General features: G+C 69.9%; 14 protein-coding genes. 7 read left to right on the forward strand and 7 right to left on the reverse strand.

The genetic code is table 11. From position 1 onward, the window contains the following. Positions 1–30 precede the first annotated feature (30 nt). Entirely contained in the window at positions 31–2,790 is a 2,760-nt protein-coding gene (locus ABZ117_RS04430; RefSeq protein ID WP_356817258.1) for a tetratricopeptide repeat protein, read from the reverse strand. 245 nt (positions 2,791–3,035) lie between these two features. On the opposite strand from ABZ117_RS04430, the gene ABZ117_RS04435 reads away from it, so the two are divergent. The 5 genes from ABZ117_RS04435 to ABZ117_RS04455 all read left to right on the forward strand — a co-directional run bounded on the left by ABZ117_RS04435 (position 3,036) and on the right by ABZ117_RS04455 (position 5,326). Then, positions 3,036–3,194 (forward strand): hypothetical protein, encoded by a 159-nt coding sequence (locus tag ABZ117_RS04435; protein ID WP_157854403.1) that lies wholly within the window; start codon positions 3,036–3,038, stop codon positions 3,192–3,194. A gap of 304 nt (positions 3,195–3,498) precedes the next feature. After that, a complete protein-coding gene (locus tag ABZ117_RS04440) occupies positions 3,499–4,266 on the forward strand; it encodes a hypothetical protein (RefSeq protein WP_356817260.1) in 768 nt (255 codons plus the stop codon). A gap of 35 nt (positions 4,267–4,301) precedes the next feature. After that, positions 4,302–4,538 (forward strand): helix-turn-helix domain-containing protein, encoded by a 237-nt coding sequence (locus tag ABZ117_RS04445; RefSeq protein WP_078992515.1) that lies wholly within the window; start codon positions 4,302–4,304, stop codon positions 4,536–4,538. 130 nt (positions 4,539–4,668) lie between these two features. Next, entirely contained in the window at positions 4,669–4,797 is a 129-nt protein-coding gene (locus tag ABZ117_RS04450; RefSeq protein ID WP_356817262.1) for a hypothetical protein, read from the forward strand. 235 nt (positions 4,798–5,032) lie between these two features. Continuing rightward, a complete protein-coding gene (locus tag ABZ117_RS04455; RefSeq protein ID WP_356817264.1) occupies positions 5,033–5,326 on the forward strand; it encodes a hypothetical protein in 294 nt (97 codons plus the stop codon). 560 nt (positions 5,327–5,886) lie between these two features. On the opposite strand, the gene ABZ117_RS04460 is transcribed toward ABZ117_RS04455, so the two are convergent. The 4 genes from ABZ117_RS04460 to ABZ117_RS04475 all read right to left on the reverse strand — a co-directional run bounded on the left by ABZ117_RS04460 (position 5,887) and on the right by ABZ117_RS04475 (position 10,374). Continuing rightward, on the reverse strand, positions 5,887–6,279 hold the full coding sequence (locus ABZ117_RS04460) for a type II toxin-antitoxin system death-on-curing family toxin (RefSeq protein ID WP_356817266.1): 393 nt from the start codon (positions 6,277–6,279) through the stop codon (positions 5,887–5,889). Beyond that, positions 6,276–6,470, reverse strand: coding sequence for a ribbon-helix-helix protein, CopG family (locus tag ABZ117_RS04465; RefSeq protein ID WP_037672007.1), 195 nt, complete (start codon positions 6,468–6,470; stop codon positions 6,276–6,278). The genes ABZ117_RS04460 and ABZ117_RS04465 overlap by 4 nt, the downstream gene beginning before the upstream one ends. Before the next feature lie 423 nt (positions 6,471–6,893). Next, complete coding sequence (locus ABZ117_RS04470) at positions 6,894–8,222, reverse strand: class I SAM-dependent RNA methyltransferase (RefSeq protein WP_356817268.1); 1,329 nt, start codon at positions 8,220–8,222, stop codon at positions 6,894–6,896. A gap of 103 nt (positions 8,223–8,325) precedes the next feature. Continuing rightward, positions 8,326–10,374, reverse strand: a complete 2,049-nt coding sequence (locus tag ABZ117_RS04475) for an APC family permease (protein ID WP_356817270.1) — start codon at positions 10,372–10,374, stop codon at positions 8,326–8,328. 371 nt (positions 10,375–10,745) lie between these two features. Between ABZ117_RS04475 and ABZ117_RS04480 the strand changes: the two genes are divergently transcribed. Then, positions 10,746–11,417 carry a TrkA family potassium uptake protein gene (locus ABZ117_RS04480; RefSeq protein ID WP_356817272.1) on the forward strand — a complete coding sequence of 224 codons (672 nt, stop codon included), beginning with the start codon at positions 10,746–10,748 and terminating at the stop codon, positions 11,415–11,417. Then, positions 11,417–12,088: a TrkA family potassium uptake protein gene (locus ABZ117_RS04485; RefSeq protein ID WP_356817274.1), complete on the forward strand. Its 672-nt coding sequence runs from the start codon at positions 11,417–11,419 to the stop codon at positions 12,086–12,088. The genes ABZ117_RS04480 and ABZ117_RS04485 overlap by 1 nt, the downstream gene beginning before the upstream one ends. 843 nt (positions 12,089–12,931) lie before the next feature. On the opposite strand, the gene ABZ117_RS04490 is transcribed toward ABZ117_RS04485, so the two are convergent. Together ABZ117_RS04490 and ABZ117_RS04495 are read right to left on the reverse strand one after the other, a co-directional pair. Beyond that, positions 12,932–13,687 carry a DUF3159 domain-containing protein gene (locus tag ABZ117_RS04490; protein WP_356817406.1) on the reverse strand — a complete coding sequence of 252 codons (756 nt, stop codon included), beginning with the start codon at positions 13,685–13,687 and terminating at the stop codon, positions 12,932–12,934. Positions 13,688–13,741: 54 nt separating this feature from the next. Beyond that, positions 13,742–14,140 (reverse strand): OB-fold nucleic acid binding domain-containing protein, encoded by a 399-nt coding sequence (locus tag ABZ117_RS04495; RefSeq protein WP_093474051.1) that lies wholly within the window; start codon positions 14,138–14,140, stop codon positions 13,742–13,744. Between the last annotated feature and the right edge of the window lie 6 nt (positions 14,141–14,146).

Below are 14,146 nucleotides of genomic sequence, written 5' to 3' on the forward strand. Positions count from 1 at the left end.
CGGTGAGCCGACGGCCGCCGACCGGGCGGGTCACCTCAGCCCTTCCAGCCGCTCCCGGACCTCCCGCACCCCCTCACCGTCCATCAGCTCACGCAGCACGATGACTCTCTCCAGCTCCCGCACCGCCGCGTCGGTGTCGCCGGCGGACACCATGACATCAGCGAAGAGCATCCGTACCTTGTCCTCGTTGGGCCAGTTCTCCTGTTCGCGGTAGATGTCGGAGGCCTGCCGGTACAGGGTGATGGCCTCGTCCCGTTCGGAACGGGCCAGGTGCACCTTGGCCAGGGTGAACAGCACATCGGCCAGGCCGCTGCGCTCCGTCGTGCGCTCCACCACGCCCAGAGCGTCGGCGCACCGACGGAGCGCCCGCTCGTGCTCGCCCCGGTCGAGGTGGATCGCGCCGAGGACGTTCAGAACAGCCGCTTCGGCGGCGCGGTCGGACACCTCCCGACACAACTCCAGTGCACGGCGGAGCACTTCCTCCGCTCCCGTCAGGTCGTCCTGCTTGCGCAGGGTGAGCCCGAGCCGGTGCAGCGTACGGGCCAGACTCAGCCGGCCTTCCGTGCTGCGGTCCTCCTCGCTGAGCCGGACGGCCCTGCGCAGGGCGCCCACCGCCAAGTCGTACTCACCGAGCCGCCAGTGGGTCCCTGCCAGCGACCGGTGGACCATGGCGCGATCGACCGGACCGGCGACGGTTTCCGCCGCCTCGGCGGCGTACCGGAGGTTCTGCCGCGCATCATCGAGCAGGCGGCGGCGCCACTGGTAGATGACCAGGGCCATCGGAAGCAGCCATACGTACCGGTCGATACGCCGATTGATCGCCAAGTGAATGCCTCGCTGGACGGTGGCGTACTCCTCGTCCAGGAACGCCATCGCCTCCGCGAGGTCCGCGGGGTCGGTGACCCTGACCGCTCCGGGCTCGCCGGTGGGCAGGGTGCGTTCGCGGTCGAGCACCCGGTCGCAGGCGCGGACGTTGTGCAGCTGGTGTTCCAGCACCTGTCGTACGGTCGCCCGCTCGATCTCCGCGTAGTCTCCGTCCGGCACCGGCCGCACGTGCCGAAGGGCGAAGGCCCGCACGAGGTCGTGCAGCCCGTAGCGGTCGCCGTGATGTTCCACCAGGTTCGCCGCCACGAGGTCCACCAGGGCCCGGTCGGTACGCGTCCCTTCGTCCACTGCCCGTCCCAGATCCATCACCGCCTCCCAAGAAGCGCTGGGCCCGGAGTGGACGGCGAGCTGCCACAGCAGCAGCCGGGCTTCCTCATTCAGCACGCGCACGGAGCAGTTGAGCGCGGCGCGGACCGACCGTTCGTGCTCGGGCAGGTCCAGGGTGTCCAGCTTCGCCCGCTCCAGCTCCTTCTCCATCTCCCGCACCAGGGCAGGGAGGGTGTGCAGCGGACGCGCACCGACCTCCAAGAGCCGGGCCACCACCACGAGGGCCAACGGCAGCCGACCGCAGAGGTGGACCAGCTTGCTGAAGGGCACGGCGTGCTTGGCCCGGTCCTCGGCCGACACTTTCTCCTGGAGTACCTCCAGGGCGTCCGCCTCGTGCAGCGGCTCCATCTTGCGGAACAGCACTTTTCTCTCGGACTGCAGCCGCAAGAGGTCGTTACGACTGGTGACGATCACGGCGCAGGTACCGTCTCCGGGAAGCAGCGGCAGCACCTGCTGGGCGCTGAGCGCGTCGTCGAGGACGATGAGCACCGACCGGTGGGCCAGCGCCGACCGCAGCGCGTTGCTCTTGCTCTCCGGTCCGGTCACCGTGGTGTAGGGCGGCAGCGCGGCCAGAAAGCCGTCCAGGATCTCGTCCGGTTCGGCGGGCCGCACGTCTCCGTCGGCGAATCCGTTCAGTTCGCCGCGCAGCACCCCGTCGGGAAACCGCTCCCGCAGCCGACCGGCGAGGTTCTCGGCCACCGCGGTCTTCCCGACGCCCGCCATGCCGCTGATCAGGACCAGCGCCAGATTGCCGGCGTCCTGTTCCTCGCACACGGCCTCGAAGAGGTCACCGATCAGCTCGTCCTGCCCGATCGGCTTGCGCCTGCCGCCGGGCAACTGGTCGGGAACGGGGGGCAGGAGCACCCCGCCCGGCCGGCGGTTCTCTCCCCGGACCTGGTCAATGGCGCTCTGTACAGCGACATCCGCTTTTCCGTTGCGCTTCTCCCACTTCTTGATGAGCCGCTCACGTTGGGACTCCGGCAGGTCTGCGTGGGCGAGCAGGTAGAACCGGAAGATCTTGGGCAATTCCGGCGCGCGCTCGAACCATTTCTCCATCTCCTCGCGCAGCCATTTGACCTCCCTGGACTTGTAGGCTGCGTCCAGCCGCGCGTACACGGCGGCCATCAACTCGGCCCGTAGCTCCTCCCGACGCAAGTGGAAGCCGGTCTCCGACAGTCCGTGCAGCGGTTCGCCCTCGCCGTCCCACTCCTCCAAGGCCGCGCCGAGCAACTCGAACTGCGCTTTGCAGGTCAGTCCCTCAGCCTGCTTCACCTTCTCGCGAAAACGGAGCAGGTCGACGTCTCCCACCGGCACGCGGAGCGTGCAGTAACCCGACTTGCCGCTATGGGGCACGGACTCCCGGCCCAGCCGCTTCCGCAGGTCGGCGACGACGCGGTTAACCAGATCGCCAACGTCCTCGACGCCCTCCCAGAGGACTTCGGCTATGTCCTTCCTCCTACATCGGCAGTCTGGCGAGGTCACCAGGAGCGCGAACAGGGCCGCCACCTTCGACCCTTCGACCACCCTCCTGCCGCCGTCCCCTTCGGCTCGCACCGGGCCCAGCACGTACCCCTCCATCGCCCTCCCCCTCACCGCGCCGCAGTCAGTGATCCGGCCTCTTGCCGGCGCTCCTTCATCTGTGCGCCGCGCTGTGCCGCTTCACACGCGCTTGCTTCTTCACGCCCCCCGGGGACTCAGTTATCCCTCAGTTTTCGCTCTGCGGCCCCGCTTCCCTCCCGGGCACGATGGCACAAGCCGCTCGCAGAAGCACGAAACGGCGGCTTAGTCATCCATCGACTCATCAGAGAGGAACCGCGAACCCGATGAACAGCCGTCAGCGCAACCGCCGGGCAGCCCGCCTGCGCCAGTCCCCCGACTGGCCGCCGAGCCGCCGTCGGCGGGCGGCCGTCCGGACCGAGGACACCACCCCGGCGACCCCGCCCACCGAGGCGCCGGACACCTCGTCCTCCGAGACCGCCTGAGCGCAACAGTTCATGGGTGCCCGTTCTGTACGGGCACCCACCAGCCTCGCGAACTTCGTCACCGGCGAGCTCGCGGCCTGGCTGCCGCGCTTGCTACACGCTCGTGGTCAAAGGCGGCGTTACCTGGTCGAGAAGACCACTACCGCATGCTCACGCATCAAAGTGATGCTGGTGGGACTCGTCTCCGCTTGACGCGGATATGAGGCGGTACGTCCCCACCACAGGACCCACCTCGTCCAGCATCTCGGTATCTCCAGCACCTCCGGACTCAGGTTTCCGCAGTCCGAAGAGAGGACATTTCCTGATGTATCCACCGCACAGCAGTGCGTTCGCCTCGGTGAGGCGGCACTTCGACGATCCCCGGACCAGTGACGCGGTCTTCGTGCTCGTCCCCACGGACGCCGACGAGGCTGATCCGGTCCGGCTGACCGCCGCCGAGACGCACGAGGCATTGCACGGCCCCGGCTCCGACCCGCAGTTCGCCACCGCGGTCTGGAAGGAGGTCATCCGCACGGCGCGGAGCGACCTGACTCCAGACAGCACGGGGAAACTCCTGGCGATCTGGCTGGCCCTGCCCCGGTTGACCGGGACGGTCCACCGGGTCTGCACGCGCCTGCGGGCCGACCGGTCGGACGTGGAGGCCGAGATGGTCCTGGCTCTCCTGGAGAAGCTGGCGGATCGGGACGGCGCGAGCTGTCTCACCGACTCCTCCCTGCTGCACGCGGCGCGCGCCAGGGCGTGGCATCTCGCCCGGGAAGGGCTGCGGGAGCTTCCCTCCACCCAGATCGAACGCATCACCGAGGAGCACGCTCTCACTGCGTCCGGCGAGGAGGCGGACGCCCCGGCGGCGGAGAGCCTGGACGTACGGGTCGCCCGTCCGGAGGGCCCGGACGGGCTGTGCGCACCGCTGCGTTTCCGGGTGCGCCCGGAGCATCTGCGCCGACAGGGAATCTTCATCGACACCGATGACGGGTCGCAGGACCGTTCGGCGGGGCACAGCCCCGGGAAGAGGCGACGGCCCGGGCGCCGAGCGGACACCCGGCCGGTCCGCCCTGCGGGGAGGCGAGGGTGAAGGACCCGGCAGAGGGCCGCCTTAGTTTCACGGAGATGTTCGACCTGCCCGTCGCAGTGGACCTGCGCACGGCGGCCCGAGCACTCGGAATCGGCTCGACGACCGCGTACCGGCTGATCCGCGAGCACGAGTTCCCCTGCCCTGTCCTCCGCATCGGACGTAGGTACAGGATTCCGACCAACGAGCTGATGCGCGCCCTGGGGATCGAAGACCGCCCGCTGTACAGCGTGGACCCGGAAGAGGACACGGACGATCCGAGCGTCGGCTTCTGACGGTAACCACCGTGCGGCTCCGTGGCATCGGCCACGGAGCCGCACGGCCCTGCCTCCTACGACGGGCCGTTCGCCGCCGACGTGCGCCACACGGTTCTCCACTGCTGCTCGGCAATCGGAGGGCGAAGGGATGCCCTCTTTCTTCGCCGAGCGGTTCGGCGGCCGACAGCCCGCGCGCGTCGGCCAGTTCGTGAACCCGCTGGCGATCACCGACCCGAGCTACGGCGAGCACGCCCGTCAACCCCGAACCTGCCGGTGAGCCGTCGACGCACGCTTCGGCACCCGCGTCATGATCGCCGCGCCCGGCCGGGGCGCGGATCTGAACGGCCCGGCGGCCCAGCCCTACGCACCGCTCGCCACGACCGCCTTCGAGGGGATGACCCCGAAGGTCCTCGTCGTCGTGGGCACGAAGGACTGGCACCCACCCAATCTTCTCCGACCGGCAGGAATGGGGAAGCGACGCCTATACGGCGTCTCCCGCACCGAAGACCAGGTTGGACAACTTCGACGACGCGGAGCACGGGCTGGGCGGCATCCCGGCCTTCGACGCTGCCGAGGCCACCGACGAGAACCCCGACCGCGTTACCGCCGCACGAGCCCTCGTCCGGGCGCACCTGCGCGCCCGAGTTGTGCCCGCAGGAACTGGACTGGTACCGGGCCACCGCGGTCCGCGCATCAGCTCCCACTGCTCCTGGTCCCGCTTCGTGAAGCCGTCGGGCGTGACGTCGTGCCCTGGCGCCTTCAGTTCCAGGAAGCCGGTGATGCGCCCCGATGTCTCCACCGCGTAGTCCGGACCCACCCGGGCCTCGGGCAAGGGATACTCAGGATGAAGGCAAAGACTCAGCTTCCAGCGCGCCCCGAATGTTTCCACCAGCTTCGCCACCGGCAGGCTGATGGACGCCTCCGTGTCGCTGACCCGCAGACGCTCCCTGCGCTCGGATCCAAAGTCCGCCACGAGAGCCCGTATCCATTCCTCCGGCACCTTGCCCCCCCAAGCTGTGGACGTTGACGGTGGATACCGCAGACACAGCTTGTTGGAGACGAGAGGACCGGCTCAGTGCGCACAGAGGGGGCGCGCGAGGGGCACGGACAGCGCGTTCCGTGACCGCTGGGAAAGCAGGGGCGGGTGTTGTTTGGGAAGAGACCGCCGTAGCCAATGTGGACCTTGCCTGCCGCCCAAACGGGAAGGCGCGTGGGGCGCAATCTTCGCGCCGAGCGGACCCGCTGCCCCGTCTCGCGAAAGCATACGAATCCACCCGCTGAACGAACGGGTCAGCCCCCGGCGAACTACCAGAAGCCAGCACCGCTCCCAGAACCTCATTCCGTCCCGTACCCACGACGTCGAACGTCAGGAAACGGGGAACCAGGCCGACAGGCGCTTGGCAATAGCCGGTACATCGATGTTGTCCTGTGCGACTTCCTCGACGAACGGGCCGGCAACGGAGACGGGCGGCGGGACAGTACTTGCGCTCACGCCGTTGAACCGCAGGAAGACACGCATGGCAAGCCAGGCGGTGCGCTTGTTGCCGTCGATCAGCGCGTGATTGCGCGCAACGGAGTGCAGTAGTGCCGCCGCCTTCTCGTGCAGCGTGGGATACAACTCGGCTCCGAACACGTTCGTCCGGGGTCGCTCGATCGCTGACACCAAAAGTCCCATGTCACGCACGCTCTGGTCGGTACCGTTGACCGTACGGGCGATGGCCAGGACCTCGTCGATCTGGATGTAGCGCACGTCCGTCACTTCAGGTAGTCCAGGATCTCCGCATCGCTGTCCATGAGCTCGGCCAGAACGTCATCGACTTTCAACTCGGCCCGGTTCTGGGCGTCACGGATGGCCTCAATGGCAAGTTCCTGCTTGCTGCGGCCCTCCCTACGAGCCCGCTCGGTGAGCTTCGCGTCAAGGTCGTCGGGGAGTCGGAGTGTCATCGCCATGCAGCCATGATACCGGACTGGTATCAAGACAGTAAGGCAGTAGCAGCCACTCGGCTTCAGACCACGTCGCCGAGAGCGCGGCCCGTACGGGCCGCGCTCTCGGCTCCCAGAAGCGTGGGGCCGAGATGGCAACTCGCACCGCCGCTGGGGAGGCAAAGCGGGACGCACGTACCGGAATCCCTGCCCGTACCGATGGAACCGGTCCGCGCGGCCCGGGCCGGAGAGGTCCGGCAGGTTGAGATTCCCGCTTCGAGCGTCATGCGAGCGTCGAGAATCTCCGGACGAGACCTTGACGGCGTCCTCCGATGCAGCGCCTCCCCCATGAATGCGCAGGTCAGGAAGGTCGTGAGGGACGCCGTCCGCTCGAACCGCTGTACGGAGAGAAACAGGTCGAGCGCTCTACCCTGGCCACAAAACCGCAGGTCAGGCACCCTTGTCAGCGGGCTCCAGAATAGCCACGCACTCCACATGGTGCGTCATCGGGAACAGATCGAAGACCCGGAGCGTCCGTACCCGGTAGCCGCCCTCGCGGAAGTACGCCAGGTCGCGGGCCAGCGCGGCGGGGTCGCAGGCGACGTAGGCGATGCGGCGGGCGCCGAGGGACGCGAGGTGGGTGACCGTGTTGCGGCCGGCGCCGGCGCGGGGCGGGTCCAGGACGATGAGGTCGGCCTCGGTGATGCCGGTGCGGGGCAGGACCGACTCGACCTTGCCCTGCTCGATACGGATCCGGGGGAAGCCCGCCAGGTTGTGCCGCGCGTCCTCCACCGCCCGCTTGCCGGACTCGATGCCGAGGACCGCGCCCTTCTCGCCGAGGCGGTCGGCCAGGGCGCCGGCGAACAGGCCCACGCCGCAGTACAGGTCCAGGGCCGTCTCGCCCTTGCGTGGCATCAGGCCCTGCATGACGGCCTTGACCAGGGTGTCGGCCGCCTTCGGGTGGACCTGCCAGAAGCCGCCGCTGCCGACACGGTAGGTGCGGTCGTCGGCGCGTTCACGCACGAAGGCCCGGCCGTGGACGCGGTGGATGCCGCCGTCGTTCTCCTCGACGCGCATGACGGAGACGGGTCTGTCCAGCTCGACGAGCGGCAGCCGCGCCCCGGGCTGCGGCTCCAGGATGACCATGCGGTCCTGGGATCCCGTGGCGGCGATCGCCTCGACGGAGACCATGCCGGACCAGTCCCGGTCCTCGATGCCGAGCTCGCTGACGCCGGCCGCCGCGATCATGCAGTGGTCGATCGGTTCGACCTCGTGCGAGCGGTGGCGGCGCAGTCCGGCGTTGCCGTCGACGTCCACCGCGTACTGCATCCGCGTCCGCCACTGCGGAACCTGGCCCGCCGGCAGTTTGTCGCCCTCGGCCGGCAGGACGGTGCCGTCCCAGCCCGCCTCCTCGGGGGTGAGGCCGGCGAGCCGCTGGAGCTGTTCGGCGATGACGTCCGCCTTGAGGCGGCGCTGGGCGCCCGGCTTGGCGTGCTGCCAGTCGCAGCCGCCGCAGCGGCCGGGCCCGGCGAAGGGGCAGGGCGCCTCGATGCGGTCCTTGGACGCCTCGACGATGCGCACCGCGTCGGCGCGCAGGTAGCGGGCGCCCTGCTCGCCCTCCGTGACCCGCGCCACGACCCGCTCGCCGGGCAGCGCGTGCCGGACGAACAGCACCTGCCCCTCGGACGTACGGGCGATGCAGTGGCCGCCGTGGGCGACGGGGCCGATCTCGACCTCGTACTCCTCACCCACCAGGGACGTGCTCGGTTCTGCCTGCATGGTGGGGTGACTCCAGATCGGGAAGCGGGGAGGCGGTGCGCGGAAGGCCGCACACCGGTGGGCCGGACAACAGCCCACCAGTCTACGGCCTTCCCGTCGCGCCTCAGTCCTTGCCCGACGGCTCCTTGGGCCGCATCACGGCCGGGCCGCGCCGGACCGCGCCCGGTGCGTTCCACTCCTGCCGCTTGCGGGCCCGCAGCTTGGCCGCCTCCGAGGACTGGAGCTGGTACGGCACCGAGGTCACCATGACGCCCGGGGTGAACAGCAGACGGCCCTTCAGGCGCAGGGCGCTCTGGTTGTGCAGCAGGTGCTCGTACCAGTGGCCGACGACGTACTCGGGGATGATCACGGAGACCGCGTCGCGCGGGGACTCCTTGCGCAGGCTCTTGACGTACTCGATCACCGGGCGGGTGACCTCGCGGTACGGCGAGTCCAGGACCTTCAGCGGTACGTCGATCCCGCGCCGCTCCCACTCCTCGCGCAGCGCCTTGGTCTCGGCCGGGTCCACGTTGACGGTGAGCGCCTCCAGGGTGTCGGAGCGCATCAGCTTGGCGTAGGCCAGGGCGCGGAGCGTCGGGCGGTGGATCTTGGAGATCAGGACGACGGAGTGGACGCGGGAGGGGCGGACCATGTCGTCGCTGGGGCCCTCGGGGGCGGCGATCTCCTCGGCGACGCGGTCGTAGTGCTTCCGGATCGCGGTCATCGTCGCGTAGAAGATGCACATGCCGAGCAGGGCCACCCAGGCGCCGTGCGTGAACTTGGTGACCAGCACGACGACGAGCACCAGGCCGGTGAAGAAGGCGCCGAACGTGTTGATCGCGCGGGAGCGGATCATGTGGCTGCGCTTGGCCGGGTCCTTCTCGACCGCGAGGTGGCGGTTCCAGTGCCGGACCATGCCGGTCTGGCTGAGCGTGAAGGACACGAACACGCCGACGATGTAGAGCTGGATCAGGCGGGTGGAGTCGGCGCCGTAGAGGAACACCAGCAGCATCGCCGCTCCGGAGAGCAGCACGATGCCGTTGGAGAAGGCGAGGCGGTCGCCGCGGGTGTGCAGCTGGCGCGGCAGGTAGCGGTCCTGGGCGAGGATCGAGCCGAGCAGCGGGAAGCCGTTGTAGGCCGTGTTGGCGGCCAGGAACAGCACCAGCGCGGTGGCGGCGGCCAGGACGACGAACAGGAAGCTGCCCTTGCCGAAGACCGCCTCGGCGACCTGGGAGATCACCGGGTTCTGCACGTAGCCCCCGCCGAGCGGGACGCCGTGGTGCAGCAGGTCGGTCGCGGGGTTCTCGGCCATGCGGACCTTGGTGGTCATGGCGAGCGCGATGATGCCGCAGAACATGGTGACGGCCAGCAGGCCCATCATGGCGAGCGTGGTGGCGGCGTTCTTCGACTTCGGCTTGCGGAAGGCGGGAACGCCGTTGGAGATCGCCTCGACGCCGGTGAGGGCCGCACAGCCGGAGGAGAAGGCGCGCAGCAGCAGGAAGACGAGCGCGAAGCCCGCGAGCCCCTGGTGCTCGGCCCTGATGTGGTAGTCGGCGGTCGGGGCGCGCATGGTGTCGCCCAGGAACAGCCCGCGGAAGGCGCCCCAGGCGATCATGATGAAGACGCCGCCCACGAAGACGTACGTCGGGATCGCGAAGAGCTTGCCGGACTCCTTCACGCCGCGCAGGTTCATCAGCGTCAGCAGGATGATCACGGCGGCGGCGCAGAGCACCTTGTGCTGGACGACGAAGGGGACCGCGGAGCCGAGGTTCTCGATGCCGGAGGCGATGGAGACGGCGACGGTCAGCACGTAGTCGACGAGCAGGGCGCTGGCCACGGTCAGGCCGGCCTTGGCGCCGAGGTTGGTGGTGGCGACCTCGTAGTCACCGCCGCCGCTCGGGTAGGCGTGCACGTTCTGCCGGTATGAGGCGACCACGGTGAACATCAGCACCACGACCGCGACGGCGATCCAGGGGCTGAAGTGGTACGCCGACACGCCCGCGATGGACAGGACCAGCAGGACCTCCCCCGGCGCGTAGGCGACGGAGGACAGCGGGTCGGAGGCGAAGACGGGCAGTGCGATGCGCTTCGGCAGGAGCGTCTCGCCCAGCCGGTCACTGCGCAGTGCGCGCCCGATCAGGATCCGTTTGGGCACGTCGGTCAGTTTGGACACGAGAGAGGATCGTAAGCCTTCGAACTGGCACCCGCCCACCCGGCATGCTCGATCTGCCTCACGAGTGAATTCGGGGGCGCACGGAACTGCGGATTCCGTGGTCCGGATGCCCCGCGTGCCTAGATGGCAAACCCCGCCTGTCATCGCACTCCGGAGGTGCCATGCCCGCGACCGCGGAGCTGATCGGGGCGGCGCTCGCCCTCGCCGGCCTCGGAATCCTCACCCTGTGCAGCGTGCGCAGCATCACTCGCCGGCGGCTTCCCCCGGTCCCGGCACAGGGGTGCCGCCCGGGCAGCGCCCGTGTGTAGCTTTGGGCATCGGTCTGAGACCCTGATGCTCAGCAGCAACATTTGGACACCGGAAGGACGGTCGTGCACATCGTCATCATGGGCTGCGGGAGAGTGGGTTCCGCTCTCGCCCAGACCCTGGAGCAACAGGGACACACGGTCGCAGTGATCGACCAGGATCCCACCGCCTTCCGCCGGCTGGGCCCGGGATTCGGCGGCCGCCGGGTCACCGGCGTCGGCTTCGACCAGGACACCCTGCGCGAAGCGGGCATCGAGGAAGCCGGTGCCTTCGCCGCCGTCTCCAGCGGTGACAACTCCAACATCATCTCCGCGCGTGTGGCCCGTGAGATGTTCGGCGTGCAGAACGTCGCCGCCCGCATCTACGACCCCCGTCGCGCCGAGGTCTACCAGCGCCTGGGCATCCCCACCGTGGCCACGGTCCGCTGGACCGCCGACCAGATGCTGCGCCGCCTGCTGCCCTCCGGGGCCGAGCCGCTGTGGCGCGACCCCACCGGCGGAGTGCAGCTCGCCGAGGTGCACGCCTCCCCGAAGTGGGTCGGCCACAAGATCAGCAGGCTCCAGGAGGAGACGGGCGTGCGGGTGGCGTTCCTGACCCGGCTCGGTGAGGCGATCGTGCCCACCTCGCAGACGGTGCTCCAGGAGGGCGACCTCGTGCACGTGATGATGCGGACGGACGACGTGGACAAGGTCGAGGCGGCGTTCGCCGGTGGCCCGGAAGAGGAGAGCGGTCACTGATGAGGGTCGCCATTGCCGGGGCCGGTGCCGTCGGCCGCTCGATCGCGGGTGAACTGCTCGAAAACGGCCACGAGGTCCTGCTGATCGACAAGGCGCCGACCGCCATCTCGGTCGAGCGCGTCCCGCAGGCGGAGTGGCTGCTCGCCGACGCCTGCGAGATCACCTCCCTGGACGAGGCGGCGTTGCAGCGCTGCAACGTCGTGATCGCCGCGACCGGCGACGACAAGGTGAACCTGGTCGTCTCGCTGCTCGCCAAGACGGAGTACGGCGTTCCGCGCGTCGTCGCCCGCGTGAACAACCCGAAGAACGAGTGGCTGTTCACCGAGGCCTGGGGCGTCGACGTCGCCGTCTCCACCCCGCGCCTGATGTCCGCCCTGGTCGAGGAGGCGGTGAGCGTCGGCGACCTGGTCCGTCTGCTCCGCTTCAGCCACGGTGACGCCAACCTGGTGGAGCTGACCCTGCCGGAGGAGTCGGCCCTGGCCGGCACCCAGGTCGGCGACGTGGAGTGGCCGCAGGACACCTCCCTGGTCACGATCATCCGCGGCACCCGTGTGCTGACCCCGTCCTCGGAGGACTCCCTGGAAGCGGGCGACGAACTCCTCTTCGTGGCCGCGCAGGCCCGGGAGGAGCAGCTGGAGGAACTGCTGTCGGTACGCCGGGAAGAGGCCTGACCGTCTCCCGCGGCAGCCGGACCGGCCACCAGCGCCTGTCCGGCAGCAGGCGGTGCGCCCCAGGCGACGGCACGGCCCGCAACGGCGGCAGGCATCGGCGGCAGACGCCCGGCCGCTGGCTGCCGTACGGCCCGGGCGGCAGGCAGCGGCGGTGGGCGGCCGACCGAAGGCGGCCATACGGCAGCCAGCGGCGGTAGGCGGCCGGCCACCGGAGGCAGTACGGCCCGGCAGGCAGCGGCCCTGGCGGTGGTCGGCCCGCCAGCAGGCGGCAGGCAGCAGCGGCAGGCACCCGGCCAGAGTCGGCGATACGGCCTGGCAGGCGGTGGTCGCCGCCCGGCAACAGGCGCAGGCGGCAGGCCACAGGTGGTGATCGGCCCGCCAGCAGGCGACAGGCACCCGCCCAGAGTCGGCGATACGGCCCGGCAGACGGCCGGCCACAGGTAGTGGTCGGCCCGCCAACAGGCGGCAGGCGCCCCGCCACCGGCGGCGGTACAGCCCGCCAACAGCGGCCAGCCGCAGGCGCTGATCGCCCAGCAGCAGGCGCAGGCGGCAGGCCTCCGACCACAGGTGGTGGTCGACCCGGCAGCGACGGCAGGCCAGCGGCAGCGGTACGGCCCGGCAGCAGCCCGCCGCAGGCGCTGGTCACCCCCGTCAACAGGCGCAGGCGGCAGGCCGCCCGGGCTCGGACGGCGGTCGCCGCGGCAGCGGACGCAGGCGGCACGCAGACGCAGGCGGTACGCAGACGCAGGCGGCACGCAGACGCAGGCGGTACGCGGGCGGCAGCGGTACGGCGAAGGGCGCCCCTGGATGGCCAGGGGCGCCCTTCGCCGTCGTAGGACCTCGTCACGCCCCCCGGCGGTGCCGTCCGCCCGTCGGCTCGCCGCTCTCCGCGGCCAGGGCGGCCGCGCGCTCCTTCGCCGCCTTCTCGGCCTTCTCCTCGGCCTCCATCTCGGCGAAGACGTCGATGGGAGCCGGCGCCTTGGCGAGGAAGACCCAGGTCAGCCAGACCGCCAGCAGGAACGGCGGGATCTTCAGGGCGATGAGGATCCAGCCGAGCTGGGTGGTGTCGGCCCACCAATACAGCGGGAAGAGGATCGCGCACTTGGCCAGCAGGATCAGGCCCCAGGCCCAACTGGCCTTGGCGTACGCCTTCTTGCGGCCCGGGTTACGGGTGCGCCAGGAGAGGTTCTCCTTGAAGACCGGGCCGAGGATCAGGCCGATCAGGGGCACACCGGCGAGGGTCGTGACGATGTACGCCACCGCCAGGCCCAGTGTGTAGATCATGCCGGGGAGGTAGAAGTCCTTGGCGTTGCCCGTGAACATCGCGAACACGACGCCGAAGGCCACGCCGAAGACACCGCTGAAGGCGTGCTTGACGGTGTCCTTCATGGCCAGCCGGACCACCACCAGCACCAGCGACACGACCAGCGCGGCGATCGCCGCGAGGTGCAGGTCCTTGTTGATCGTGAAGATCGTGACGAAGAGCAGGCCCGGCACGACCGTCTCGACCATGCCACGGACACCGCCGAACGCCTCGAACAGCGCGGCCTCGGTCACCGCGCGGGCATCGTCCGGCCGGGGGACGCCCGGTTCGGTCACGCCCGACGGGGGCTGGTCGGTGTCTTCGGTCGGCTTGTCGAGGGACGTCACCGGCTACTCCCGTCCGAGGGGTCGCAGTTCGTATTTCGGGTTGAACAGCACCCGGCGGCCCCGGCTCATCGAGATCCGGCCCGATGCGATCAGCTTGCGCCCCGGTTCTATACCCACGATGGAACGCCTGCCGAGCCACACCACATCCAGCGCGGCGGAGCCGTCGAACAGCTCGGCCTCCAGGGCCGGGACGCCGGCGCGCGGGCGCAGGGTGACCGTGCGCAAGGTACCAGTTACGGTGACGATCTGGCGGTCGCGGCAGTCGCCGATCTTCGTGCAGCCCGCCGTCTCGGCGTCCTCGCGCAGCTCCTCGGACTCCAGGTCCTCCTGCGACGAGGAGAGCCGGTCGAGCATGCGCCGGAACCGGCCGGCCGGCTTTTCGGAACGAGGGACAGCACTCATACCTGA

The organism is Streptomyces sp. NPDC006309 (assembly GCF_040613095.1).
Lineage (GTDB): Bacteria > Actinomycetota > Actinomycetes > Streptomycetales > Streptomycetaceae > Streptomyces.